General features: G+C 65.0%; 21 protein-coding genes, 1 tRNA gene and 1 pseudogene. 18 read left to right on the forward strand and 5 right to left on the reverse strand.

Annotation, left to right across the window (positions count from 1 at the left end; translation table 11 throughout):
* The first annotated feature begins 344 nt into the window (after nucleotides 1-344).
* The 15 genes from C8J39_RS00345 (at nucleotide 345) to C8J39_RS00415 (ending at nucleotide 18,866) form a co-directional block, all read left to right on the forward strand.
* Complete coding sequence (locus C8J39_RS00345) at nucleotides 345-1,349, forward strand: sterol desaturase family protein (protein ID WP_120298821.1); 1,005 nt, start codon at nucleotides 345-347, stop codon at nucleotides 1,347-1,349.
* A complete protein-coding gene (locus tag C8J39_RS00350) occupies nucleotides 1,346-2,026 on the forward strand; it encodes a hypothetical protein (RefSeq protein ID WP_310793793.1) in 681 nt (226 codons plus the stop codon). The genes C8J39_RS00345 and C8J39_RS00350 overlap by 4 nt, the downstream gene beginning before the upstream one ends.
* 115 nt (nucleotides 2,027-2,141) lie before the next feature.
* Nucleotides 2,142-3,080, forward strand: a complete 939-nt coding sequence (locus C8J39_RS00355) for a LysR family transcriptional regulator (RefSeq protein WP_120298852.1) — start codon at nucleotides 2,142-2,144, stop codon at nucleotides 3,078-3,080.
* Nucleotides 3,081-3,240: 160 nt separating this feature from the next.
* Nucleotides 3,241-4,332, forward strand: coding sequence for a putative urea ABC transporter substrate-binding protein (locus tag C8J39_RS00360; RefSeq protein WP_120298822.1), 1,092 nt, complete (start codon nucleotides 3,241-3,243; stop codon nucleotides 4,330-4,332).
* A gap of 166 nt (nucleotides 4,333-4,498) precedes the next feature.
* Nucleotides 4,499-5,317, forward strand: a complete 819-nt coding sequence (locus C8J39_RS00365; protein ID WP_120298824.1) for an ABC transporter permease — start codon at nucleotides 4,499-4,501, stop codon at nucleotides 5,315-5,317.
* A complete protein-coding gene (locus tag C8J39_RS00370; RefSeq protein ID WP_120298826.1) occupies nucleotides 5,314-6,135 on the forward strand; it encodes an ABC transporter ATP-binding protein in 822 nt (273 codons plus the stop codon). The genes C8J39_RS00365 and C8J39_RS00370 overlap by 4 nt, the downstream gene beginning before the upstream one ends.
* A complete protein-coding gene (locus C8J39_RS00375; protein ID WP_120298828.1) occupies nucleotides 6,132-6,941 on the forward strand; it encodes an urea amidolyase associated protein UAAP1 in 810 nt (269 codons plus the stop codon). The genes C8J39_RS00370 and C8J39_RS00375 overlap by 4 nt, the downstream gene beginning before the upstream one ends.
* A gap of 9 nt (nucleotides 6,942-6,950) precedes the next feature.
* Nucleotides 6,951-7,574, forward strand: coding sequence for an urea amidolyase associated protein UAAP2 (locus C8J39_RS00380; RefSeq protein ID WP_120298830.1), 624 nt, complete (start codon nucleotides 6,951-6,953; stop codon nucleotides 7,572-7,574).
* Nucleotides 7,574-11,185 (forward strand): urea carboxylase, encoded by a 3,612-nt coding sequence (gene uca / locus C8J39_RS00385; protein WP_120298832.1) that lies wholly within the window; start codon nucleotides 7,574-7,576, stop codon nucleotides 11,183-11,185. The genes C8J39_RS00380 and uca overlap by 1 nt, the downstream gene beginning before the upstream one ends.
* Nucleotides 11,185-12,972 carry an allophanate hydrolase gene (atzF, locus tag C8J39_RS00390; protein WP_120298834.1) on the forward strand — a complete coding sequence of 596 codons (1,788 nt, stop codon included), beginning with the start codon at nucleotides 11,185-11,187 and terminating at the stop codon, nucleotides 12,970-12,972. The genes uca and atzF overlap by 1 nt, the downstream gene beginning before the upstream one ends.
* The gene (locus C8J39_RS00395) at nucleotides 12,969-14,393 is read left to right on the forward strand and encodes an ATP-binding protein (RefSeq protein WP_120298836.1); all 1,425 of its coding nucleotides are present in this window, start codon (nucleotides 12,969-12,971) and stop codon (nucleotides 14,391-14,393) included. Before atzF ends, C8J39_RS00395 begins: the two co-directional genes overlap by 4 nt.
* Nucleotides 14,383-15,309 carry a DNA-binding response regulator gene (locus C8J39_RS00400; RefSeq protein ID WP_120298838.1) on the forward strand — a complete coding sequence of 309 codons (927 nt, stop codon included), beginning with the start codon at nucleotides 14,383-14,385 and terminating at the stop codon, nucleotides 15,307-15,309. The genes C8J39_RS00395 and C8J39_RS00400 overlap by 11 nt, the downstream gene beginning before the upstream one ends.
* 11 nt (nucleotides 15,310-15,320) lie before the next feature.
* Nucleotides 15,321-16,904 carry a sulfotransferase gene (locus C8J39_RS00405; protein WP_120298839.1) on the forward strand — a complete coding sequence of 528 codons (1,584 nt, stop codon included), beginning with the start codon at nucleotides 15,321-15,323 and terminating at the stop codon, nucleotides 16,902-16,904.
* Between the two features lie 103 nt (nucleotides 16,905-17,007).
* On the forward strand, nucleotides 17,008-17,892 hold the full coding sequence (locus C8J39_RS00410) for a sterol desaturase family protein (RefSeq protein ID WP_120298854.1): 885 nt from the start codon (nucleotides 17,008-17,010) through the stop codon (nucleotides 17,890-17,892).
* A 71-nt stretch (nucleotides 17,893-17,963) separates the two neighbouring features.
* Nucleotides 17,964-18,866, forward strand: a complete 903-nt coding sequence (locus tag C8J39_RS00415; RefSeq protein WP_120298841.1) for a YncE family protein — start codon at nucleotides 17,964-17,966, stop codon at nucleotides 18,864-18,866.
* Between the two features lie 40 nt (nucleotides 18,867-18,906).
* On the opposite strand, the gene C8J39_RS00420 is transcribed toward C8J39_RS00415, so the two are convergent.
* The 3 genes from C8J39_RS00420 to C8J39_RS00430 all read right to left on the reverse strand — a co-directional run bounded on the left by C8J39_RS00420 (nucleotide 18,907) and on the right by C8J39_RS00430 (nucleotide 20,757).
* Nucleotides 18,907-19,827, reverse strand: coding sequence for an MBL fold metallo-hydrolase (locus tag C8J39_RS00420; protein ID WP_310793794.1), 921 nt, complete (start codon nucleotides 19,825-19,827; stop codon nucleotides 18,907-18,909).
* Between the two features lie 94 nt (nucleotides 19,828-19,921).
* Complete coding sequence (locus tag C8J39_RS00425) at nucleotides 19,922-20,251, reverse strand: UrcA family protein (protein ID WP_183037918.1); 330 nt, start codon at nucleotides 20,249-20,251, stop codon at nucleotides 19,922-19,924.
* 110 nt (nucleotides 20,252-20,361) lie between these two features.
* Nucleotides 20,362-20,757 (reverse strand): hypothetical protein, encoded by a 396-nt coding sequence (locus C8J39_RS00430; protein ID WP_147420643.1) that lies wholly within the window; start codon nucleotides 20,755-20,757, stop codon nucleotides 20,362-20,364.
* Nucleotides 20,758-20,981: 224 nt separating this feature from the next.
* Here C8J39_RS00430 and C8J39_RS00435 point away from each other — a divergent pair, with 224 nt between their 5' ends.
* The 3 genes and pseudogenes from C8J39_RS00435 to C8J39_RS19250 all read left to right on the forward strand — a co-directional run.
* Nucleotides 20,982-23,429 (forward strand): TonB-dependent receptor, encoded by a 2,448-nt coding sequence (locus C8J39_RS00435; RefSeq protein WP_120298847.1) that lies wholly within the window; start codon nucleotides 20,982-20,984, stop codon nucleotides 23,427-23,429.
* Nucleotides 23,430-23,626: 197 nt separating this feature from the next.
* A complete protein-coding gene (locus C8J39_RS00440) occupies nucleotides 23,627-23,938 on the forward strand; it encodes a 2Fe-2S iron-sulfur cluster-binding protein (protein ID WP_120298849.1) in 312 nt (103 codons plus the stop codon).
* Nucleotides 23,939-25,029: 1,091 nt separating this feature from the next.
* Nucleotides 25,030-26,037, forward strand: a pseudogene (locus C8J39_RS19250) (recombinase family protein); the annotation flags it as partial.
* Between the two features lie 12 nt (nucleotides 26,038-26,049).
* Here the strand turns inward: C8J39_RS19250 and C8J39_RS18995 are convergent.
* Together C8J39_RS18995 and C8J39_RS00455 are read right to left on the reverse strand one after the other, a co-directional pair.
* The gene (locus C8J39_RS18995; RefSeq protein WP_243650276.1) at nucleotides 26,050-26,229 is read right to left on the reverse strand and encodes a hypothetical protein; all 180 of its coding nucleotides are present in this window, start codon (nucleotides 26,227-26,229) and stop codon (nucleotides 26,050-26,052) included.
* A gap of 412 nt (nucleotides 26,230-26,641) precedes the next feature.
* Nucleotides 26,642-26,718 (reverse strand) — tRNA-Met (locus tag C8J39_RS00455).
* Nucleotides 26,719-26,736: the final 18 nt, after the last annotated feature.

A 26,736-nucleotide genomic window follows, 5' to 3' on the forward strand; every position in this document is an offset into this window, starting at 1 on the left:
TTTGTATTTTCGTCGCCTACCAATTCCTCAAACCGGCGCACTCGCGGCGGCGGAGAGTGGTCTGCGCCTGTTGACTCAGGCCGCGATAGAGAAGCGGACAGGCCGCTATTCACCAAACGGCATACGTTCAGGCCCCAACCTAGCCATACGAACGACTTCTGCGTACACAGCCCCGTGCCTTAATCGACAACCCGCGTTCCGCTATTCACCAGTGAGCGATCCGGGAGCAACCATCGCTCCCTTTTCGCTTCCACCAAATGGAGCGACATACGTTCGATGACGTATGACGCCGTCCCCCGTTTTCAGGCATCTCTCTCGTAGAAGCTTGGCATCGCGGGGTTAGTATGAGCGGAGTTCGTGTCGGCAATAGAGTGATCGGAGCACAGGCACCGGTCATCGTGGGGTGGGAAAACATTCCCAAGGTCGAGGGTGGCCCGGCGAAGCAGTTCTTCTTCACCTGGTTCCAGCCGACGATGCTGTTCGCACTGATCGCCTTCTGGTTCTACGCACCCAATTCGATTGCCAAGGCATCGACCGCGATCGGCATCGGTATCGGCTTCAAAGTGTTGCTGCTGGGCCTCGAATGGCTGGCACCGCGACACGACAGCTGGCGACTGACCTGGAAGGAACTGACCACCGACCTGTTCTATGTCGGCCTCGGTTACACCGTCTTGCGCATGATCGACGGCTATATCGGCGACGGTGCGATGATCGAGGCGATCCAGCATTCGTTCGACTGGGAGAAGTTCGCCTGGTTCACCGGCCTGCCGCTGCTGATGCAGGCGTTGATGATCTCGCTCGTGTTCGACTTCGGGCAATACTGGATGCACCGCGGGATGCATAACTGGCATCCGCTATGGCTGGCACATGCGCCGCATCACTACATTACCCAGCTCAACATCAACAAGGGCGCGGTGGGCAATCCGGTCGAGCTGTTCCTGATCGGTCTCGGCGTCGGCGGGTTCTTCGACTTCGTGCCACGGGCTGCCCTGCTCGCCGGGTCCTTCGGCCTTGCCGTCGGCACTTACCAGCACATCAACGTCCGCTTCAACTCGCCGCGCTGGTGGCGTTTCCTGTTCAACACGACCGAGCATCACAGCGTGCATCATTCGCAGGACTATGAGGCAAGCCGGAGCAATTATTCCAACACCTGGGTGATCATCGATCGCGTGTTCGGGACCTGCGTCGACGGTGAAGCCGAACTGCTCGGGATGGAGGGTGGCCGCCCCATGTCGGTCCGCGAGACGATGACCTACACCTTCACGGAAGGGTGGAAGTCGATCAGGGAACGGTTCGGTCGGCGGCCGAGCGGCAACATGGCGTCGGCGCCGATGGTACCGGCAGAATGACCGGAGCCGCTTCGACCGCAGGCCAAGCCACGGGGTTCGACGCGACCACCCCACGCGCGGCTCTGGGATATTCGGTGTATCGACGCTTTATCGACGGGATCTGGCACGTCGAGGGCAGCCTTCCCCTCGCGCCGGGACAGTCCGTCGACGACGCCTTCGAACGGCTCGACCCTCTGTTCCGCCAGACCGGGACAACCCGCGAACGAGCAGGCGACACGCTGTCGTTCCAAAAGGAAGGCCAGGCTGCGCAGGACAAGATGGCCGTTTTCGATCGCGGCACCCTGCGCGTCGAACACGGAGCGACCAGTCTGGTGTTACGATACCGTCTGGCCAGCCGAGCCTTGCTGTTCTGCTTCCTCGCGCCGCTGCTGTTTCTCGCCTTCGCGCAAGCCACGATCGTTCTCGGCAAGTTCGAGAAGGCGAGGACCGAGGCCAAGGGCAAGAAGCCCGAGGTCAAGAAGCCGCCGGTTGTGTTGAACCCGATCGACAAGGCGTTGGGCGCTCCGGAGCCCGATCCGCCCAAGAAGAAGAGCAAGAAGGACGAGGACGACAAGAAGCCGTCACCGACACCGGGGTATGTCTTTGCGGGCATTTTTGCCGCGCTTTATGCCGTGGGGCGCGTTCTCGAGGATCGTCGGATCAGGAGGCTGTTTCGCAAACGCCTGCTGAGCACCTAGCTGCCTAAACCTGCCGCATAAACCTACTGTACGCCACTAACCGCGCATTCCGCACGCGTTGCGCAAGAACGACACGCAGCTAAAGGTGCCCCCGGACAATCCGGGAGCCGAGTGTTTGGACGACAACGCGATCCTGCCTGACAAGACCTTCGCAAGCCGGGTCGACTGGAACCTGTTGCGCACCTTCGTCGAAATCGTTCGGGCGGGTGGCATCGGCGCAGCCGCGCGCAAATTGAATAAGCAGCAACCGAGCATCAGCGCAGCGCTGAAACGGCTGGAGGACCAGGTCGGCGTCGAGCTGCTCAAGCGATCGTCTTCGGGTGTCGAGATGACGCCAGCCGGCACCGCGCTTCTTGGACTGTGCGAGGAGATGCTCGAAGCAGCGAGGATGGTCCCGCATCAGGTCGCGCAGGCCACCAAGCGCGTCGAGGGCATCGTCCGCATCCAACTGATCTCGGCGGTGACCTCGACCGAATTCGACGAGGCGATCGTCAGCTTCCACCGTCGCAACCCAAACATTCATATCGAGATTCGCGTCTCGCCCTGGCGCGCGGTCCTCAACGCGCTGGAGCAGGGCGATGCCGAGATCGGCGTCGGCTACGACAGCAACCCACGAAGCAGCCTGGTCTACGAACCGCTGTTCGTCGAACGCCAGCAACTCTATTGCGCGCGCAGCCACCCCCTTTTCGGACACCGCGTCGACCGACTGGGCGAACTGAAAGACGAGGGCTTCGTCCTTACCGGTGATGACGAACTCGATACCATCACGCGTCTGCGCCGTCGTTATCGCCTCGGCACCAAGGCAACCGGGCATGCGGAGGACATCAACGAGGCCGCCCGACTGATTACCCTCGGCGTCGGCATCGGCTTCCTACCCGTGCTCGCCGCTGCGGATGCCGTCGCCAAGGGCCGTTTGTGGCCACTGCTCCACGCCGATGCCGAACCCGCCTACGACATATTCCTGCTCGCGCGGGCCGATCCGTCGCGCGACACTGCAACCCAGTTGTTCCTCGACGAAGTCACCCGGCGCCACCGGGCGCAACGCAGGGCATAGATACAACCTATGCCTTTCATCAGTATTTTACCTCTTCATTGATGATCCCCGGCACGGCAACCTTGTTCCAAGGATGATGCCTTCGTCCGCCGCGTCTGTTCCCGATCATACGGGAGACGGCGGCGCACTGGTATCATCGGGTGGCTAAGGGGTGTGCTTGATGGTGTTTCGACCTTGGCTGAATAGCGTTGCAGCCGTCGCCGTGCTGCTATCGCTGGGCGGTTGCGGGAGCAAGTCGGGATCCGCGACCGGCGCAGGCGTCGTGAAGAAGGACTTTACGATTGGCTGGTCGATCTACACCGGGTGGATGCCCTGGGCCTACGCGCAACAGTCCGGCATCGTGAAGAAATGGGCCGACAAATACGGCATCGAGATCCGGATGGTGCAGGTCAACGACTATGTCGAATCGGTCAACCAATACGCCGCCGGCAAGCTCGACGGCGTGGTCTGCACGACGATGGATGCGCTGACCATTCCGGCGGCGGGCGGCAAGGACACCACGGTGTTGCTGATCGGCGATTATTCCGACGGCAATGACGGCGTGGTGCTCAAGAACGGCCGGACGATGGCCGACATCAAGGGGCGCTCGGTCAAGCTCGTCGAACTGTCCGTGTCGCATTTCCTGCTCGCGCGCGGGCTGGAACTGAGCGGCATGAAGCTCGCGGACGTGAAGACCGTGAACACCGGCGACGCCGATATCGTCGGGGCGTTCGCCTCCCCGACCGTGAACGCGGTCGTCACTTGGAACCCGCAGCTGTCGACGATCCGCACGACGCCGGGCGCGACGCAGGTGTTCGACAGTTCGAAGATCCCCAACGAGATCCTCGATACGCTCAACGTCAGCACCGCGACGCTCAAGGCCAACCCGAACCTCGGCAAAGCGCTGGCCGGTATCTGGTACGAAACGATGGCGATCATGACCCGCGACGATGCTGCGGGCCGCGCCGCGCGCGCGACCATGGCGAAGGCTGCCGGCACGACCGAGGCGAGTTTCGACGAACAGCTCAAGACGACGCACCTGTACGCGAAGCCGCAGGACGCGGTCGCCTATGCGGAGAACCCGAACCTGATCACCGTGACCGACCGGGTCCGCCAGTTCAGCTTCGCCCACGGCCTGTTCGGTCCGAGCGCGAAGTCCGTCGACACGATCGGCATCACCTTCGCCGGCGGGAAGACGCTCGGCGATACCAAGAACGTGAAGCTGCGGTTCGACCCGAGTTTCATGAAGCTGGCGGCGGACGGGAAGCTGTAGCCTCGCGTCGACTGAACAGAAGAGCGACGTCGGGACAGCCGTTCCGACGGATCTCTCGCGCCGTGCCGTCGGCATGCATGAAATCCGGGGATGAGATGAGCGTACTGCCACAACATTCCAGTAAGACGATCGACCAGCACAACCGGGCCGACGCAAGGCATCGGCGTTGACGCGGCTTGTCGATATCCGCCTCGGACGCGGGGCACGATTGCTGCTGGGCGCGCTGCCGATCGTGGCGCTGCTGTTCGTCTACCTGCTCGCCTCCGAGGCGCGCCACCTCGACAATCCCGCCGACAAGGTGCTGCCGACCTTCGAGGCGATGGCGCAGGCCATTCGCGGGTTCACCACCGATCGCGATCCCTCGACCGATCGCGTCATCCTCGTCGCCGACACGCTGGCCAGCCTCTATCGCCTCGCCATCGGCCTCGCCATCGCGACTGTGAGCGCGCTGGTCCTCGGCCTGCTGCTCGGCGTCATGCCGCTAGCGCGTGCTGTGCTCGGCCCGACGGTCGCGGTGATCGCGGTCATCCCGCCGGTCGCGGTGCTGCCGATCCTGTTCATCGTGCTCGGGCTCGACGAAGCCTCGAAGATCGCGCTGATCGCGATCGGCATCGCACCGTTCATGACGCGCGACCTGACGAGCTTCGTCGCCAACCTGCCCGTCGAGCAGACCGTCAAGGCGCAGACGCTCGGCGCCAACAGCTGGCAATTGGCGATCCGCGTTGCCCTGCCGCAGTTGATGCCGCGCCTGATCGAGGCGCTGCGGTTGTCGATGGGCCCGGCCTGGGTGTTCCTGATCGCGTCCGAGGCCGTCGCCTCCGATGTAGGGCTCGGCTACCGCATCTTCCTGGTCCGGCGCTATTTCGCGATGGACATCATCCTGCCCTACGTCGCCTGGATCTCGCTGCTCGCGATCGCTGCCGATGCGCTGTTGCTGTTCGTCAGCCGCCGCGGCTTCCCCTGGGCACATGGGGGGGGCCGGTGACTCCGCTGCTTGAGCTCCGCAACATCTGGGTCGAATATGGCGACAAGATCGTGCTCGAACGCGTCTCGCTCGAGATCGCCGAGCGCAGCTTCGTCGCGGTGGTCGGCCCGTCGGGTGCCGGCAAGAGCACCTTCCTCCGCCTGATCCTCGGCCAGGAAGCGCCGACCCGCGGCCAGGTGCTGCTCGATGGCAAGCCGATGCGCGCGGAATGCGGCCCCGATCGCGGCGTCGTGTTCCAGCGCTATTCGGTGTTCCCGCACCTCACCGCGCTGCGCAACGTAATGTTCGGGATCGAATGTGCGCAGGCGCCCTTTGCCGCGCGCCTGTTCGGTGCGCAGCGGCGCGCGGCGCGCGAGACCGCGGTCGAGATGCTCGCCGCGGTCGGTCTCGATCACAGCCTCGATGTCTATCCCGCACAGATGTCGGGCGGCATGCAGCAGAGGCTCGCGATTGCGCAGGCGCTGGTCAAACATCCCCGCATCCTGCTGCTCGACGAGCCGTTCGGCGCGCTCGATCCGGGCATCCGGCTCGACATGCATGCGCTCATCACCAGGCTCTGGCAGGAACGCGGGCTGACCATCGTGATGGTGACACACGACATCGGCGAGGCGTTCAAGCTCGGCACGCGCGTGCTCGCCTTCGACAAGCGCCGCCACGATCCGCACGCGCCGCATCGCTTCGGCGCCACCACCACCTACGACCTGCCGCTCGATCGCAAGACGCTGCCGCCACAGGCGGTCGTCGACGCGATTGGTGGCGGCGATCTTCCACGGCCCGATCTTCCGCGGCCCGATCTTCTACGGAGACCCTTTGCATGACGACCACGACCGCCGATCCGTACGGCGCCCGCGACCACGCCCGCGCGATGACGGGCACCCGGGTGGAGGCGATGCCCACCCTCCCCGCCGCCGCCGGCGACGCGCCCGGCGAAGCCGTCTGGGAAGAGACGATCGCGCCTGCGGGCTACGCGTCGCGCCGGATCGCCCGCGGCACTCGTTTGCGGCTGATCGACGTCGTCGGCGACGCCTGCGCCTCGATGCTGATCTTCAACGCCGAGACGCCGACCGAGCGGCTGAACGTGGCCGATACGCTCAAGGTGCAGTGGAACGGCTACCTGGGTGCGGGTCGGCTGTTGCTGTCGGACATGGGCCGGGTGATGATGACCATTCTGGAGGACGACGCCGGCACGCACGACGCGTTTTGTGGAGCTTCGAACGAGGCATCCAACGCACGCGCTTACGGCGACGGCAAGAATTACGGCGCGCATCCGAACGCACGCGACCGCTTCATGCTGGGTGTCGCGAGGCACGGGCTCGGTCGCAAGGACGTCCACCCCTGCATCAACTGGTTCAAGGGCGTCCGGATCACCGAGGACGGCACCACCCTGCCCGAGATCGGTCCCTTCCCGCCCGGCCGGACGCTCGTCCTGCGCGCGGAAATGGACCTGATCGTCGTGCTCGCGAACTGCCCGCACGTGCTCGACACCCGCGCAGATTTCACGGTGACGCCGCTGCGCGCGACGGCGTGGCGTGGCGAACCGGCCGCCGAGGACGACCCTGTACGCACCGCCACGCCCGAGGGGCTTCGCGCCTTTCTCAACACCGAAGATCTCTACGCGCGCTGAAGGACCGACATGACCACTTCCCCCCTCCCCGGTACCATCCGCCACGACGAGATCGTCCCCGCCCGCGCACCCTGGATGCACCGCGTCGCCGCTGGTGAAACGCTGCGCATCGTCGATCTCGAAGGCAATCAGGCGGTCGATTTCCTGATGTACGCCGCTGCCGACGATGCCGAGCGGTACAGCGCGCAGGACACGATCGCGGCGCAGCGCAACCTGTTCCTGCGCGAGGGCGCGGTGCTGCTCTCGAACGAGGGTCGGCCGATGATGACGATCACCGGGACCAGCGTCGCCTATCACGACACGATCGGCGGTGCCTGTTCGTGCGAGTCCAACACGCTGCGCTACGGCCACCATACGAAGGCCCAGCATAGCTGCGTCGACAATTTCCTCGACGCCAATATCCGCGCCGGCCGCGGCAAGCGTGACATGGTGTCGAACATCAACTTCTTCATGAACGTACCGGTGGAGGCGGACGGAACGCTCGGCATCGTCGACGGCATCTCCGCGCCCGGACTGACCGTCGACCTGCGCGCGGAGATGGACGTGATCGTGGTCGTGTCCAATTGCCCGCAGGTCAACAACCCTTGCAACGGCTTCAACCCGACGCCTGTGCGCATGCAGGTTTCGGCGTGATGTTCACCAAGGTCCTGATCGCCAATCGCGGCGCGATCGCCTGCCGCATCATTCGTACGTTGAAGACGATGGGCGTCGGTTCGGTCGCGGTGTTCAGTGACGCCGACGCCGGGTCCGCGCACGTTGCCCAGGCCGACGAGGCGGTCCGGATCGGTCCACCGCCAGCGGCAGAGAGCTACCTGAATGTAGAGGCAATCCTGGCCGCGGCAAAGGCAACCGGCGCCGAAGCGATCCATCCCGGTTATGGCTTCCTGTCCGAGAACACCGCGTTCGCCGAGGCATGCGCCGCGCGCGGCATCGCGTTCATCGGTCCGACCCCGGACAATATCCGTGCCTTCGGCCTGAAGCACACCGCGCGCGATCTCGCCGCCGCGCAGGGCGTGCCGCTCGCGCCCGGCACCGACCTGCTCCAGGACGAAGCCGCCGCGGTCGAGGCGGCAGCGCGGATCGGTTATCCCGTGATCCTCAAGGCGACCGCCGGCGGCGGCGGCATAGGCATGAAGGTCTGCGCCGACGAGGCCGATATCCGCGAGGGTTTCGCCACCGTAGCCCGCCTCGGCGCAGGCAATTTCGGCGACGGCGGCGTGTTCCTCGAACGCTACGTCGCCCGCGCACGGCACATTGAGGTACAGGTATTCGGCGATGGCGCCGGCCATGTCGTCGCGCTCGGCGAACGCGATTGCTCGCTGCAACGCCGCAACCAGAAGGTCGTCGAGGAAACCCCCGCCCCCCTGCTCCCCGCCGCCACGCGTCAGGCGCTGATCGACGCCGCCGTCCGGCTCACCGCCGCCGCCGATTACCGGTCCGCGGGGACGGTCGAGTTCCTCTACGACGCCGAACGCGACGACTTTTTCTTCCTCGAGGTCAACACCAGGCTCCAGGTGGAACACGGCATCACCGAACAGGTCACGGGTGTCGACCTCGTCGAATGGATGGTCCGCGGCGCGGCCGGCGACTTTGCCTTCCTCGATGGTTTCGAGGCGAAGCCAGTCGGCGCGTCGATCCAGGTCCGCCTCTATGCCGAAGACCCTGCGCAGGATTACCGACCGAGTTCGGGCCGGCTGGTCAGCGTCTCGTTTCCCGAAGGCCCGCGCGTCGACAGCTGGATCGCCGCCGGCACCGAGGTATCGAGCTGGTACGATCCGATGCTCGCCAAGCTGATCGTCACCGCACCCACCCGCGATGCCGCGGTGCAGGCAATGCAGGACGCGCTCGACGCCACGTCAATCGCCGGGATCGAGACCAATCTCGGCTGGCTGCGTACCGTCGTGCGCTCGCCGGTGTTCACCAGCGGAGAGGTCTCGACCCGCGCGCTTGCGGACATCGCCTACACGCCGCGGTCGATCCGCGTGCTGGCGGGCGGCGCGTCCACCACGGTCCAGGATTACCCCGGCCGGCTCGGCCTGTGGGATGTCGGCGTGCCGCCATCCGGCCCGATGGACGCACTCGCGTTTCGCCTTGGCAACCGGCTGCTCGGCAACGCGGAAGACACGGCAGGGCTCGAGATCACCGCCGCCGGGCCGACGCTGCTCTTCAACGTCGCCACCCGGATCTGCCTGACCGGCGCGGATTTCGGTGCGGCCGTCGATGGCACGCCAGTGTCCTCCTACGAGCCGATCGACATTACGGCCGGCCAGATCCTCAAGATCGGGCGCGTCGCGGGTGGCGGCATGCGCGGCTATATCGCGATCGCCGGTGGACTCGACGTGCCGCTGTTCCTCGGCAGCCGCAGCGCCTTCACGCTAGGCGAATTCGGCGGCCATGCCGGGCGCGCGGTGATGACCGGCGACACGCTGCATCTGGCCCGAACCGAACTGCCCAGCGCGCCGGCAGCAACGCTCGCGCTCGCCGACCGTCCGGCGATCAACCGCGAATGGACGCTCGCCGTCCTCTACGGCCCGCACGGCGCTCCCGACTTCTTCACCCCCGACGACATCGCGATGCTGCGCAGCACGGCTTGGAAGGTCCACTACAACTCCAACCGGACCGGCATCCGCCTGCTCGGGCCGAAGCCGCATTGGGCACGCAAGGACGGCGGCGAGGCGGGGCTGCACCCGTCGAACATCCACGACAATGCCTATGCGATCGGCGCGGTCGACTTCACCGGCGACATGCCGATCATCCTCGGTCCTGACGGCCCCTCACTCGGCGGCTTCGTCTGTCCGTTCGTGGTCGCGCAGGCGGACCTGTGGAAGGTCGGCCAGCTCGCACCCGGCGACAGTGTCCGCTTCGTGCCGATCGACAATGCGACGGCAGTCGCGGCCGAGCAGGCGCAGGACCAACTCGTCGCTACGCTATCGGCTCCGACGGCTGAACCAGCGGAGTCCGACAGCGCGCTCGGCTCACCAGTCCTGCGCGCGATCGAGGCGCAAGGCGTACGTCCGGCCGTGACCTATCGTCAGCAGGGCGATCGCAACCTGCTGGTCGAATACGGCCCGATCATGCTCGATCTCGAACTCCGGCTCCGCGTCCACGCGCTGATGCTCGAAGTCGAAAAGGCCGCGCTTGCCGGCATCATCGACGTGACTCCGGGCATCCGCTCGCTGCAGATCCACTACGACAGCCGACAGCTTTCGCAGGCGTCTCTGCTGGATGCGCTCGCTGCGGCGGAAGAGCGGCTGGGTGGCCTCGACGATTTCGAAATCCCGTCGCGCGTGATCTACCTGCCGCTGTCGTGGAAAGACCCGGCGATCTACCAGACAATCGACAAATACATGGAATCGGTGCGCGACGACGCGCCGTGGTGCCCGGACAACATCGAGTTCATACGCCGCGTGAACGGGCTCGACAGCATCGACGACGTGCAGCGGATCGTGTTCGATGCCGAGTACCTCGTGATGGGCCTCGGCGACGTCTATCTCGGTGCACCGGTGGCGACGCCGATCGACCCGCGCCACCGCCTCGTCACCACCAAATACAACCCCGCGCGCACCTGGACGCCGCCCAACGTGGTCGGCATCGGCGGCGCCTACATGTGCATCTACGGCATGGAAGGTCCCGGCGGATACCAACTGTTCGGCCGCACCATTCAGGTGTGGAATGCGTGGCGCCAGACCGAAGCGTTCCGGGATGGCAAGCCCTGGCTGCTGCGCTTCTTCGACCGCATCCGATTCTTCCCGGTCAGCCACGACGAACTGACCGAGTGGCGCCGCGATTTCCCGCTCGGCCGGCGCGCCATCCGGATCAAGGAGGAAGTGTTCCGCCTTTCCGAATACCGCGCCTTCCTTGCCGACAACGCCTCGTCGATCGCCGCATTCCAGACGCAGCGCCAGGCGGCGTTCGACGAGGAGCGTGCGAACTGGGAGCGGAACGGTGAATTCGACCGAGTCGCGGCGCTGACCGAGGAAGCGGACGCCAGTTCTGCGACTGCCGAGATCGATGTGCCCGACGGCTGCGAACTGGTTGAGGCACCATTCGGCGGCAGCTTATGGAAGCTGCTCGTCGCCGTAGGGGCGGAAGTGACGGAAGGTGACACGATCGGCATCATCGAGGCGATGAAGATGGAATCCCCCGTGATCAGCCCCGTCACGGGTACGATACGCCGCATCTACGTCCAGGAGCGACAACCGCTCTCGCCCGGCGGGGCGATGCTCGCGGTGGAGGTGGCGTGATGGACGTCGCCTTCCACGTCGGTGACATCGCCGCCGCGGTTACGTCTGGGCGTACCGATGCGGTCAGCATCGCCCGAGCCGCACTGGCACGTATCGACGCCTATGCGGCGATCCAGCCCGCGGTGTGGATCACGCGCATCGCCGATGCCGATGTCCTGGCGCACGCACGCCGCGTCGACGCACGGATCGCCGCAGGAGAGGTACTGCCGCTTGCCGGGGTGCCGTTCGCGATCAAGGACAATATCGACTTGGCGGGCGTACCAACCACCGCCGCGTGCCCAGACTTCGCTTACACGCCGACCATCTCTGCCGAGGTGGTCGAACGCCTAATCACGGCCGGCGCGATACCGATGGGCAAGACCAACCTCGACCAGTTCGCGACGGGCCTCAACGGCACCCGCAGCCCCTACGGCGCACCCGCCTGCGTGTTCAATCGTGCCTATGTCAGCGGCGGGTCCAGCTCCGGCTCGGCGGTCGCGGTAGCGGCCGGACTGGTGGCGTTCGCGCTGGGCACCGACACCGCAGGGTCGGGTCGCGTCCCCGCTGCGTTCAACGGCCTTGTCGGCATGAAACCGACAAAGGGCCGCTGGAGCACCACCGGCTTGGTACCCGCGTGCCGCACGATCGACTGCATCACCGTGCTCGCCCATACCACCGCCGACGCGCGCGCGATCGACACGGTGCTGGCCGGCTTCGATCCCGTCGATCCCTACTCGCGCGCGCTCAAGGATCGCCCCGTCGGCAGGCGCTGGATCGGCGTACCCACGCCGGACCAGCGTATCTTCCTCGGCGATGCCACCGCCGCCCGCCTGTACGAACAGGCGCTGGCAACGCTCGCCGCGGACGGCGCCGAACTGGTCGAGGTGGACATGGCGCCGCTCCGCCAGGCGGCGATGCTGCTCTACGGCGGCCCCTGGGTCGCCGAGCGAACCGCCGCTGCCTTGCCGCTGCTCGATACACGCCCCGACGCGATCGACCCGACCGTGCGCGCGATCATGGAAGCCGGACGTTCCGTCAGCGGCGTAGACGTGTTCGAAGGCCAGTATCGGCTCGCCGCACTTCAGCGGATCGCCGACACGATGTGGCAGGATATCGACCTACTCGCGCTGCCGACCACGCCGACGATCTACCGCATCGCCGAGATGCGCGCGGCACCGATCGCGCTCAACAGCAACCTCGGGCTCTACACCAATTTCGTCAACCTGCTCGACATGGCGGCGCTCGCGCTACCCGCCGGCTGGCGCAACAACGGCACCGGTTTCGGCATCACGCTGATCGCGCCCGCCTGGACCGACCAGGGTCTGCTCGACGCCGGCGAGGCCTATCTCGCCGCCGCCGCGCTTCCCCCACCCCCGCCCCTGAACATCGAGGATACTATGGAAACCGTGAAACTCGCCGTCGTCGGCGCGCATCTCGAAGGCATGCCGCTCCACTGGCAGCTGACATCCCGCGAGGCGCGGCTGATCAGTGCCACCACCACCGCGCCAACCTATCGACTGTACGCGATGGCCAACTCCACACCGCCCAAGCCTGCGCTGATCCATGTCGGCGAAGACGACGGTGCCGAGATCGCGGTGGAAGTCTACGAGCTCGACGTTGCCGCATTCGGCAGCTTCGTCGTCGAGGTCCCGGCACCTCTTGCGATCGGCTCGGTGACGCTCGCCGACGGATCGACCGTCAAGGGCTTCGTCGCCGAGCCGCGCGCGATCGTCGGCGCCGAGGACATCACCGCGCTCGGCGGCTGGCGCGCCTATATCGCCACGTTGTCCCGACCAAGCGGATCATGACCGCGGCGAACGCATCCCATGCGGCGACCCTCGCCGAGCTTGAGCGCGCCAAGGTCTCGGCCGAAGCCGCCAACGAGGCGAAGACCCGCTACCTCGTCGCGGTCAGCCATGAGATCCGTTCGCCCCTCAACGTCATCTACGGCTATGCGCAGCTGCTGGAACGCGACGACACGCTGTCGGGCGCAGAAGTCGGGACGATCATCCGTCGCTCCGCCGAGCATGTCACCAACCTCGTCGAAGGGCTGCTCGAAATCTCGCGGATCGAGAGCGGCGTCCTGACGATCCGCTCGGACCTGATCGACATCCGCGGACTGCTCGACCACATCGTCGACATGTTCCGGATGCAGGCCACCGCCAAGGGCCTGGCGCTGACGCTCGACGTCGACGATCGGCTGCCCGCGCAAGTGAAGGCGGACGAGAAGCGCCTGCGCCAGATCCTCATCAACCTCGTCTCCAACGCGATCAAATACACCCAATCGGGCAGCGTCGCCGTCACGGTCCGGTACCGCAGCCAGGTCGCCGATATCGAGGTCCGCGATACCGGCATCGGGATTGCCGCGGGCGACCTAGACCGCGTGTTCGAGCCGTTCGAGCGCGGCAACTCGGCGGAGGCGCAAAGTCAGCCGGGCATCGGCCTGGGCCTCGCCATCACACGCGTGCTTGCCAGCGTGCTCGGCGGCGACATCGCGGTGGAAAGCACGCCGGGCTTCGGAAGCAGTTTCCGCCTCCGCATCATGCTGCCCGCCCCGATGATCGCATCGCGCGCGCCCGTGCAGGGGGCGAGGATCACGGGCTATGCGGGACCGCCGCGGACCGTGCTCGTGATCGACGACGACCCCGCTCAGCGCGCCATCCTCCAGTCCCTGCTCGCCGCGCTGGGTTTCATCGTGCATACCGCGGCGAATGGAACGGAGGGGCTCCTGCTGGCCGAGCGCACGCCCGCCGATATCGTGCTGCTCGACATCCAGATGCCTGGGATGAGCGGGTGGGATGTCGCGGCCCATCTGCGCGCGACGCACGGCGCGGCGTTGCGGATCGTAATGGTGTCTGCCGACGTGCATGAACTGCACATCGGGGGTGAGAGCCGCAGCAACCATAATGCGTTCGTGACTAAGCCGGTCGAACTTGACGCGCTGATCTCGCTGATCGGCACGCAGCTCGATTTGCGCTGGGACGAGGCAGCGGTGCTCGACATACCCGAGACGCCCGCGGCATTGCGCCCCTTGCCGGCGGCCGCCCTGCCCTTCCTCGATCGCCTGCGCGACCTCGCGAGGATCGGTCACCTCCGCGGGTTGGAAAACGCGGTCGATATGTTCGAGCAGACGATACCGACCGCCGCCCCCTTTGTTGCCGTACTAAGGCGCCAGTTGACCGACCTCGATCTCGCCTCGCTCCAGAAGACGCTCGACGATGCGCGTTGAACCCGCAGAGGCGGCACGGCCGGTCATCCTGGTCGTCGACGACACGCCCGAGGCGTTGCGGTTCCTCACCACGACGATCGAGAGCGCCGGGATGACCGTCCTGATCGCGATCGACGGTCTCGCCGCGCTCGCGCTGTTGAAGAATATTACGCCCGACCTGATCCTGATGGACGCGGTGATGCCCAATCTCGACGGGTTCGAGACGACTCTGCGGATCAAGGCCATCCCGGCGTTCCAGCATCTGCCGATCATCTTCATGACCGGGCTGACCGAGACCGAGCATGTCGTCCGCGGGCTCTACGCCGGCGGGATCGACTTCGTCAGCAAGCCGATCGTGATCGAGGAGCTGCTGGCCCGCATCCGGGTGCACTTGGCCACCGCACGCGTCGCGCATGGCAGCCAGCTCGCACTCGACATGAGCGGCCGGCCAGCCCTCGCGGTCGATGGCGCCGGGGAGCCGCAATGGCTGACCCCGGCCGCGAGCGCGATGCTCGAACGGCTGTTCCCCGGCTGGTCCTGCGCATCCGGCGGGCTGCCGATGCCTTTCCTGGCGGCGCTGCGCGTTTTGCAAGCCAGTCCGCCGATGCCGGGAGCACGCGTCACCGTGGCAGCCGGTGATCGCACGCTGGAAGCCGGCCTGCTGCGCAACACCGCCGCGGATCAATGGGTGTTCCGCCTGACCGAACGCCACGAAGGCGAGGAGCAGGCGATGCTCGCCGCCCAGCACGGGCTCACCTCGCGCGAGGCCGAAGTCCTGCTCTGGATCAGCCGCGGCAAGCAGAACCGCGAGGTCAGCGAAATCCTCGAGATCAGTCCGCGCACCGTGAACAAGCATCTCGAGCAGATCTTCGAGAAGATGGGCGTGGAGAACCGCGCGTCGGCGACCGCGATCGCCGTCACCACGCTGACGCGCTAAGTCGAGGGCGCATGGATCGAACCGCAGACACGGCCACCCGCGCCTCCGCTATCCGAGCGGCGCTCGCACGTGGCGACAACGAGGGCGCGCTTGCCGCCGCGACCCGATGGCGCACGGAAGCGCCGGATGCAGCCGAGGCGCATTTCCTCGCCGGGATCGGCGCTGCCGCGCTCGGCAAGGTGCGCAACGCGATCGAGCTGATCGAAACCGCCGTCACGCTTGACGGGCACGGCGAATATCACGCCCAACTCGCACGCCTCTACACGCTCGTCCGGCGCGATGCGGACGCCGCATCGTCGCTCGCCGCCGCCGAGCTGTCACCGCCGACCGACGCGCTCGGGCGCGACACGATGGGCTGCGTGTACGCACGGCTGGGCGATCACGCCGCCTCGCTTCCCCACTTCGCCGAAGCCGTGCGACGAGCGCCTGCCAACACCGCGTTCCGCTACAACCAAGCCGCCGCGCTGAGCTTCCTCGGGCGGCAGGACGAAGCGGAACAGGCGCTGGAAGGCCTGCTCGCCTTGGCCCCGGAGGACGCCCGCGCGCACCATCTGCTGGCCGGGTTGCGCCTTCAGACACCAGACCGCAACCATATAGACCGGCTCTCGACAGTACGAGAGGCTACGCGGACACCGCGGGACCGCCTGCTGCTCGGTTACGCGCTCGCCAAGGAGATCGACGACCTCGCCGATCCGCGTGCCGCGTTCGCCATCCTCGCCGAGACCAATGTCGAGCACCGCGCAACCCTGCCCTATCGCTTCGCCGACGATGCCGCCAATTTCGATGCGGTTGAGGCGTGCTGGCCGACGATCGCGAAGGCCCAGGTCGCGAACCCATCACCCGCATCGCCGATCTTCATCGTCGGCATGCCGCGCACGGGCACGACGCTGGTCGATCGCATCCTGTCGTCGCACCCCGACGTCGAGAGCGCCGGCGAACTCCAGGCGATGCCGCTCGCGGTAAAAGCCGCGGCGGGAACGCGCAGCCGGACCGTGCTCGATCCCGAGACGATCCACGCCGCCGCCAGCGTAGACCTTAGCAAGATCGGTCGTGACTATCTCGCGCGCGCCACGTCCCACGCCTCCGGGACGAAACCGCGTATCATCGACAAATTCCCGGGCAATTTCCTGTATGTCGGCATCATCGCCCGCGCCCTGCCCAACGCGACGATCGTCTGCCTCCGCCGCAACCCGATGGACACGATCATCGCCAACTTCCGCAACCTGTTCGCGATCGGATCGCGCTATTACGACTATAGCTACGACCTGCTCGACACCGCCGCCTATTACCAACGCTTCGACCGCATGATGGCGCTGTGGCGCGAGGCGCTGCCCGGCCGCGTGCTCGAACTCCAGTATGAAACGCTGGTCGACAACCAGCGCGAGCAGACCGCCCGCCTGCTCGCGCATTGCGGACTCGATTGGTCGGATTCCTGCCTCGATTTCCATACCAACGTCGCGCCGGTCTCGACACCTAGCGCAGCGCAGGTCCGCCGGCCGCTCTACCGGGACTCGATCGATCGCTGGCGTCTCCACGCCGACGCGCTGGGGCCCGCGCGCGACTTCCTGGAGCGTCACGGAATCACCATCGACTAGCCGCCGGCGTACGTCATTCGCACACCTGCGACGCGAGCCGTCCCATTCTATCGTCACGGCGCAGCGCGGTCGCATTCACCGCCGACCCAATCAGGTGCCTATGATGCAGAAACTGCTTCTGAGTTACGTGCAGCCCGTGATGGTCGTGGCCGTCCTGCTGTTCTGGGCGTTCGGCCCGGCGGACTGGATCGCCAACCCCTGGTCGATCGTGATCGCGACGCTGACAACGACAGCGCTGATCCAGGCGCTGGAATGGGTCAACGAGCGACATTCGAGCTGGCGTCTGACCAAGCGGGAGTTCTTCACCGACGTCTTCTACGTCGTGCTCAGCTACACCGTGATCGCCTGGGCGACGAAGACCTTCGCCGACGAGCCGATGATGGCTGCCAAACGCGCGCTCGGGATCGCGACGCCGTGGGCGATGCACCTGCCGTTCGTGGTGCAGATCGCGCTGGTCGTCGTCCTGATCGAGTTCGGGCAATATTGGCTGCACCGCCTGATGCACAACCAGTCGTTCTTCTGGTCGACGCATGCGCCGCATCATCACCTGACACAGCTCAATGCGATGAAGGGCGCGGTCGGCAATCCGCTGGAACTGTTCCTGATCAGCCTCAGCGTGATCGCGTTGCTCGACCTACCGCAGGCCGCAATCTTCTGTGCGCTCAACATCCTGGCCGTGGTCTCCACCTTCGCGCATGCCAACACGCGCTTCGATCCGCCACATTGGTACGCGTTCGTCTTCACCACGATCCAGAACCACAGCCTGCACCACTCGGTGGCCTATGACGATACGCGCTGCAATTACGGCAATTCGCTGATCCTGCTCGATCGAATCTTCGGCACGTACCGCAGCGGCGAAGCCGAGCTGGTGGGCCAGGACAAGCGCCGACGCCTGACGATCCCGGAGCAGTTCCTGTTTCCGGCACGCCCGCTGATCGACAGGATCAAGATGCGGCAGCCCGAGACTGACACAGAAGCGGCAGCGTAATCGGCACTATCGAACGAATTAGGGGGCGGCACGAATTGAAAAAGACAGTGGCAACGACATGGGCCGCCGCGATGTTCGGCATCGGCACGGCCTTCACGCCCGCATCAGCCGCCGAATCGCGCGAGCAGGTCATCGCCGTGCCCGGCTTCGCGGACTTCCTCGCGGTCGACGGCAAGACGGTATGGGCCACCAACAGCGGCCGCGTCGAGCGCTGGTCCCGCAAGGGCAAGCGCGCAGAAGTGCCGATGGCCCATCCGTGCGGCGCGATGACGATTGCGTTCAGGTCGCTATGGGTCGCAGACTGCAAGGACTTCACGCTGACCCGGATCGACCTGAAGACCGCAAAGATCACTGCCATCATCGCGACCGGGATCGCCAATCCGAAAGGCGAACTGAACGTCGTCGCCGGCGCCGGATCGATCTGGGTGGCGAGCGACGCCAAGGGTGTGATCGCGCGCGTCGATCCCTCCACGAACGCCGTCGTCGCATCCATCCCGACCAACCCCGACAGCTATTACCTGACCTTCGGCATGGGATCGATCTGGGCGGTCAGCGGCACGCAGCAAAGCCTGCAGAAGATCGACCCCGCCACCAATAGCGTCGTCGCAACGACACCGTTGGGGCGCGAGCCCGGCTTCCTGGCGGCAGGCGAAGGATCGGTATGGGTCCAGGAACAGGGGGACGGCACCGTCGCCCGGATCGATCCGACGACCGCCGCGGTCTCGGGCCGGGTCAAGGTGGACGAGACGCTGAAATACGGTGACATCGACACCGGCGGCGGCAAGGTGTGGCTGCGCACCACCGCGGGGCAGACGTTCGTGGTGATCGACCCCACGTCGCTCGCCATCACCGCACGCATGGGCGCCCCCGCCGGTAGCGGCGCGCTCCGCTACACCCGCGCTGGCGTGTGGACGACGGCTCACGACGCGCACACGATGTCGTGGTGGCGCAAACCCAAGACGATCGGCGACTAAGCCCGCGTGCCACCGCTTGAGAAGACGCAGGTCCCGGCAGTCAGGCCGGCTTGGGAGCGACCGGATAGACGATGAAGTCGGGGTGGCGATCAATCTCCGCCGGTGACTTCGCCTCGGCGGTAGCCTTCTCCAGTTCGTCGATCGCCGACGGCGGCAGCGCGAGGCCGTGCTCGGACGGATGGCCGGCTGCTTCCATCGGGTAATCCTTCCCGGGTGTCGTGGTCATCTCGATATGCGCGCCGAGCAGCGCACGCACCGGATGGGTTTTGGCAAAGCCCGCCAGCCGAACCGCGCTCGCACGAAACACGTCGAACCGATCGCGCGGGACGTAGAGCCTGCCGGGATACAGCATGTCTCCCGAGAAAATCAGCCGCGTACGCGCGTCATAGACCATGATGTGCGCGGGCTCGTGCCCCGGGGTCGGCACGATATCGAGCACGCGATGCCCCAGGTCGTAGCGGCCGATCGCGTTCGGCCAGTCGCGAATGCCAAAAAAAGCTGCAACCTGCTGTGGCTGAAGACCTACCACTTCGGTATTCGACCGCTCGCGAAACTCATCGTCGCCGGCATGATGATCGCCGTGCGAGTGCGCGACGATGAGTTGGATCGGGCGATTGCGGTGACGCGTCCGCCAATCGGCGATCACGCGGTCGACCGTCGGGCGGATCTTCAGCCCACCCGCGCCGCTGTCGATCAGCAGCGCGCGATCAGTACCAAACAACAGATAGAGGAAAGGTGCCTCGAAATTGGTTCGTACCGACTGGCGGATGACGAAACTATCGTCATCGATCCGCTGCACCTGAGTCTCGGGCTCGGTCGAAGTCGTACCATCGATCCAACGTGCGAAACGCGGTCCTACGCTGTTCGGCGTCGCGCCAACCGACAGCGCCATAACGACGACAAACGCAGCCACCCGCAAGACTGAGTTGCGGGTGCCACGCACTAGGATAGCTTGCTTCATGCCCGAACCGTAAGCGCCGGGCTCGTGGCAGCCATACGCTATTTAACGGAGCGACAACCGGGGCACAGATACCCCGGCGCGCCCCGCTTGATCGTTAGCGCGACGCCAACTGCGTCCCACGCGAGACATCCCGCGACGCTGTTGCCGTTGCAATGCGGCTCCGCATATCAGCAATCACGTCTGCACGGCAGCCACGCGCCTGTACGCCGAGCGCCAGATGAATCGAGCTCAGCCCTTGGCCACACACCGCGTTCGCAACGTTGTCCATCCGGATCGCGAGGCGCTGCTGTCCGTCGACGCTCGCGAGGTCGATCCCGCTGAGGTTCAAGACGGCGCTATCGGCCGAGAAGGGATTTCCGCCGGGTGCGGCAATGGCAGGTGTCGCCATCACGAGTGCGGCACATGCCGCCAGGCCAATCTTCATCATCATCTCCTGCGTTCGCGGGCCCATCGCTCTCCGGCGATCAGGTGACGATAATGTAGGGCCGACCGGGTGTGATCACAAGCGCGCGACGAAGGACGGGTTTGCCGGCGTCAGCGCGCGCTGACGATGAGCGAGGCGATTTGGGTGCGAGCGCCAAGCGACCCCGGCGGCAGCATGACCGTTTCAACCCTCTCCGTCCCCGCGTTGGGATCAACAAAGGCCACGCGCAGCGCGTAATTGCGGGCGATCGGCCACGCGCGCGCGATATCCAGCGGGACCGTCGCCTGCCATGCACGGTCGCCCTCGACCGAAAGGTCATGCTCTCCGATCCTGACGATCATGGCCGCCCGCGCCCGATATCCTGACAGCCGCAGGCAGCTGTTCTCGCCGCAGGATACCAGTCGAGCCCGCGTCTGCCGCTCCGCGTGCGCCGGGGCGATCATGGTCAGCGCGCAAACCAGGCTGAGCGCCATGCGTATCGCGCGCGAGGTGGCGTGACGAACCATGGCGACCAGATATCGCGCTGCGTCTCCGCCGGGCATGCGCCGTTTGACGTAGGTCGTTACAGCTCGCCGGTCCCGATGCGCGACCGGCTTACGTCAAACGCCCCATGTTGGTCCGCCGATAATATCCACACTCTGCTCATAAGCGATTGGCCCCGAGCGAGGCGCCGACGCCGACAGGAAGAACATGGAGAGGCGATAGCGTTTTACGTACCAAGGGGGCTTCAATGGCAGTACGATTCTCGCGCACCGGTTTATTGTGCGCGACGGCGCTGGTTAGCGTGACCGCAGCACCCGCGATGGCACAGGAACAGCAAAACGCTCCCGCAACGCCTGCCTCGGAAGCAGCTGTCGACTCCGGCTCCAATGAGATCATCGTGACCGGCAGCCGCCGTCGAACGACCCTGCAGGACGCGCCGATCAACATCAGTGCGGTGTCCGCCGAGGCGATCCAATCGCTGCGGCTCGACGATGTTCGTTCGCTTGCCGCCTTCGTCCCCGGCGTCACCGTCGCGGATACCGGGCCGGCATCGACCGGGGGCATCATCCTGCGCGGAATCGCGTCAGGTGATACCAGCGTGCTCGGTGCCAACGCCGGGAATTCGGTCGGGGTGTATCTCGGCGAAGTCCCGCTCTATCTCGATTTCAAGCTGATCGACGTCAACCGGGTCGAGGTCCTGCAAGGACCGCAGGGTACGCTCTACGGCCTCGGCACCCTCGCCGGCGCGGTGCGCTATATTCCCAATCGCCCGGAAACCGATCGCTTCTCGATCGACGTCCATGGCCGCGGCTATGCGCAGTCGCATTCGGACGAGTTCGGCGGGGTTGGCGACGTCGCGATCAATCTCCCGATCGTCCGGGACCACATCGCGTTCCGCACCTCGACCGGCTATTACGACAATGCCGGCTTCATGGATTACAACTACCTGCTGCAGCAGCCGGGCGTATCCAACCCGCAGCCGGGTCGCGCGACGGCCACCTCGACCGGCTCACTCGGCACCACCGCCGATTACGCCGCGAATTTCAAGCGCAAGGAGGATGTGAACTACGAGCACACCTTCACCACGCGCAACCAACTGCTGCTCGAGTACAACCCCAACATCAAGGCGTACCTGACCTACGCGCACCAGACGACCAAGACCGGCGGGCGCCAGGCGAATGGCGCCGGCGTTTTAGGCACGGGCAACTACGAAGCGCCGTTCCGCTATCTGGAGCCCGTCGATCGCAGCGCCGACCTGTTCTCCGCCGAGTTCAACATCAACCTGGGCAGCATCGCCCAGCTCGTCAGCACCACCGCCTACACCAAGCAGCACATTAGCAGTGTCGACGACAACACCGATCTGCTGCTCGATCTGGACTATGGCTACGAGGCGTTCCCCGCATTCTCGTCCTACGCCAACAACGAACGGAAGTATAAGCAGCTCAACCAGGAGGTGCGCCTCGTCTCCACGCATGGCGGACCGCTGAGCTGGGTGATCGGCGGCTTCTATAACCGTCTGAAATATGCGAGCGACCGGCATGAATACACGCCGAGCTTCTCAGACTTTGCCGGCGCCGGGCGGCCCGACGACCTGGAATATGTCTCGAAACTCAACAGCAAAAACGTCGAAAAGGCGGTCTATGGCGAGGCGTCGCTTCACCTGACCGACGCGTGGCAGGTGACGGGCGGCATCCGCTACTTCAAGTACGACGCGACGATCGTTGGCGGATCGGCGCTGCCGCTGATCGGCGTGGGCATCGGTGCGTTTCCGTCAACGACGATCAATGCGAACCGGTTCAAGCCTGGCGCGACCGGCAAGGACGGCATCGTCTGGAAGGCCAACACCTCGTACAAGTTCAGCGAGAACCTGCTGGCCTATGCCACCTATTCGACGGGCTACCGCGTCGGCGGCGTCAACCAGGTCATAGCTTGCACGCCCGAGGATCTGGCGAGGGCCGCCGCGGGTGGGCAGGTGCTGTGCGCGCTACCCAACGAGGTGGGCTACGGTCCCGATCGCACGCGCAACGCAGAACTGGGCGTCCGCGCCAGCCTGTTCGACAAGCGACTGTTGCTGACTCTCGACGGCTATCACGTCAAATGGTCGGGCGTGCAGGTGCCCAGCCAGACGCTCAACGGCGCGATCGGGATCACGGTCAACGGTGCCGAGGCGGTATCGCAGGGGTTCGATTTCCAAGGCACGGTCAAGATCACGCCGAACCTCGCGCTGACCGGCACCTATTCCTATGTCGACGCGCACTTGACGCAGGGTGTCGTTGGGCTGGTAGCCAGTCAGGGCGTTCGCGACGACGCCCTTTCGGGCGATCGGCTGCCGGGGTCTGCGAAGAACTCGGGCAGCGCACAGCTCCTCTTCAGCTATCCGCTCGGCGACGGCAGGAAGATCGAGGCGAACTGGGCAACGATCTACCGCGGCGAGATCTATTCGCGCGTAGGCCTGCGCGGCAACGGCGAGGCGATCCCGGGCTATGTGACGCACAGCGCCTCGCTGACTTACGTCACCAAGCCATTCGAAGTCGGGCTGTTCGCCGACAACATCTTCGACAAATACGCGGTAACGGCGATCAGCAACGACATATCGTCCTACAACCAGGTCCGCAGCGACGTGGTCGAACGCTATTATTCCCGCGGTGTCCTGACGCCCCGCCGGGTCGGCGTGGAGTTCAGGTTCCACTATTGATCACCACCGAGGCACGCCCCGTTTCGTGTGTCCTAGGGTTCGATCCAGCGACCGTTTGCGCATCGTCCGATAAGCGCGCGGTCGCTGAACTCCCTCGATTGGGCCACGAACGCTGGCCACGAACGTTTTTTCGACAACCGTATCTGTCCCGCTGGCTCCCGGCTCGCGGTGCAGTACGCTTACCCTTGGAATAAGACATGGCCGATCTGATTGTAACGACGCGTGAAGGACAGACCCGGACGTTGGCAGCCACCGCCGGACTATCCGTAATGGAAGTCATTCGCGAGGGCGGCATTGACGAACTGCTTGCGCTCTGCGGCGGCAGCTTGTCCTGTGGTACCTGTCACGTCATCGTCGATCCGGCACAGATAGGGCAATTGTCCCAGGCCACCGATGATGAAGAAACTCTTCTGGACGAGCTAGATGGTCGCACAGCAACCTCCCGATTGTCCTGCCAGATACCCTTCCGCGAAACACTGAACGGACTCCGTGTGACAATTCCAATCTGAAGGCAGGTGTATCGGACCGGCATCGTGTGGATCGGATCGACGCTGAACCTACCCGGTGATGTCTAGTTTTTGGAGATGTAATCGTAAGACGTGAGGCCACAGGGCGTCTTGGTCAACAGGCAAAATATGCTGCCACGAACTCTTTAAGGTACACCCTCAACTGCTCGTGGATCTCATAACGCAGCGTTTGACAGTCACCTCCTTACTGGTGCGGTTCATCCGCTCGACCTGAGCGTTGGTGGTCCACGAGGGGTTCGGCTTAGCAAGCCTGTGCTCGATGTCATTTGCCTCGTAGATCATGTTGAATCGCATCTATTGTTGGTCAGTATCTTGCGAATCCGGTAAGGCACCACTTCGAATAGGTATTCAAGAAAATCTGAACGCACCGTTCACCTGTCAGCTTTGCTGACGAGCCTTAGTCCAGAATTGGAGACTACAGGCGTTCGATCCTAATACGTAGTGTGAACGGGTTTCCACTTCGGTGGCCAACCGCCTTGACCCGACCAGTCCGCCCACCACCAGCGACATGAGTTTGAATTCACTGCTCCGCAGCATAGATAAGCCTCTACTTATCTGACATCGCAACTCGAAGCGGCCGCTCCGCAACCTAACAGGAATCAGTCGACTTGCTTTCTCCCTGATCATGTGAACGAACGGCAGTTTATCAAAGGTACCGGCCCAAAGCAGATGGGCCGCTATCCACCAGTTTTGCCGAAATGCAGACGGTCTGTATTTACCAATATGAGCAGCGGCAGACCGGCCAACGACCCGGTCTCGATGCGGCCTGGCAACCATGTGGGAAGGTCGGAGTCGGCGTGACGCCGCGCTACCCAACTGGCGTGGATGCCGTCGCAGCCCCCCTCCCCGCTACACGATCTCGCGCTGGACCTCGCGCGTCTGCTGGCGCGCGACCTGGCGCGGCAGCAGAGGTCCCAGAAGAACCAGGTCGCCCCGAAAACGGGTAGGCGACCATCATGAGGACCTTCGTTTCGAATGCAGGAAGCACGAATGGAGGAAAGATGAAGCGGTGTGCGATATATGCGCGGTATTCGACGGACAAACAGGACGTGCAGTCGATCGAGACGCAGCTGATGATGTGCCGGCGCGAGGTCATGCGCGAAGGCTGGCAGGAGGTGCTTTGCTTCACAGACGCAGCGGAATCGGCGGCTACGATGCACCGCCCCGGTATGAAGGCGCTGCTGGCGGCCGTTGCCGCAGGCCGCGTCGACATCGTCTACGCCGACGCAATGGACCGGCTGTCGCGCAGTCAGGCCGATATCGCGACATTGTTCGACCTTCTCAGGTTTCGCGGCATCCTCCTGGCGACGCGCAAGGAAGGCGTGGTCACGCCGCTGCACATCGGCATGATCGGTACGATCAACGCCGAGCAGCTGAGCGCCACCAGCGACAAGACGCGCGATGCGCTGGTGCGTCGTCACGCGATGGGAAAGAATCCCGGTGGCTCTGCGTACGGCTATGAGAAGCGCATCGAGCACGACGGTAACGGCGAACGCATCCGCGGCCTGCAGCAGATCGTGCCCACCGAGGCCGCGGTGGTGGTGCGGATCTTCGAGGACTATGCGGCCGGCCTGTCGCCCGTCGCCATCACGCGGCGCCTCAACGCCGACGGTGTGGCCTCCCCGCGTAGCGGCAAAGCCAGCAGACATCCGCTCGGCAAGGCCGCGGCCTGGACGCCGAACACGCTGACCGGCAATGCCGCACGCGGCACCGGCATCCTCAACAACCCGCTGTATGTGGGGCGACGGCCGTACGGCAAACAGACGTATCGCAAGAACCCGGAAACGGGAAAGCGCCACGCCTTCCTCAATCCGGAAGACAAACGATCCGATGAGGTCGAGTCCCCGGCGCTCGGCATCGTGCCCGTCGAACTGTGGGACCGGGTCAAATCCCGCCAAGCTACGCTCGCGCGCTCAGCGAAACCGCGTACCGAGACGACCAGTCTGCCCTTCTTCGCACAGCAACGCCCGCGGTATCTGCTGACCGGCAAGATGACCTGCGGCAGCTGCGGCGCGAGCTATGCCAAATCGGGCAAGACCCGGTTCGGCTGCCAGGGCGCCGCCAAAAAGGGCCCGACCTGGTGCGACAACCGGCTAACGATCCGCCAGGACGAACTCGACACGCGCGTGCTGGCGGGCTTGTCGAGCGAGATGCTGCGTGACGATGTCGTCGCAGCGTTCCTTCTGGAATATGAGGCCGAGACCCGACGCCTGACAGCTGAAACGGTCAGCGCCCGCCCCGAGCGGGAAGCCGAACTGGCCAATCTTGATCACCAGCTCGGGTGCGCCAAGGCGGCTATCCTCAAAGGCGTGGACGCGATGGTGTTCGTCGACGAGATGAAGATCTGGACCGAGCGACGCAAGGCCCTGCTCGCCGAACTGGAGCTTACCGAACAGGAAACCACAGAGACGGTTTCCCCGGAGTCCGAGCTGCTTACCCCGGACCTGAGCCGCGTGTACCGTGAGAAGGTCGAACAGCTCACCGCGGCCTTCGAGGACGAAGCGCTGGAGGCGCAGGCGTTCGACCGGTTGCGCGCGCTCATCGAGGCGGTGGTGCTGACGCCGGAAAACGGTGATCTCGCGATCGACCTGCGCGGGGAGCTGGCGTCAATGCTGTCGCTATGTGCCGGAGCGGAAACGCAAAAAGCCTCCGCGGTGGTGACCGAGGAGGCATTGCAAATCAAGATGGTTGCGGGGACAGGATTTGAACCTGTGACCTTCAGGTTATGAGCCTGACGAGCTACCGGGCTGCTCCACCCCGCGACACTTCGCTGTTGCGAA

Origin of the sequence: Sphingomonas sp. PP-CC-1A-547 (assembly GCF_003610375.1) — a bacterium.
GTDB lineage: Bacteria > Pseudomonadota > Alphaproteobacteria > Sphingomonadales > Sphingomonadaceae > Sphingomonas.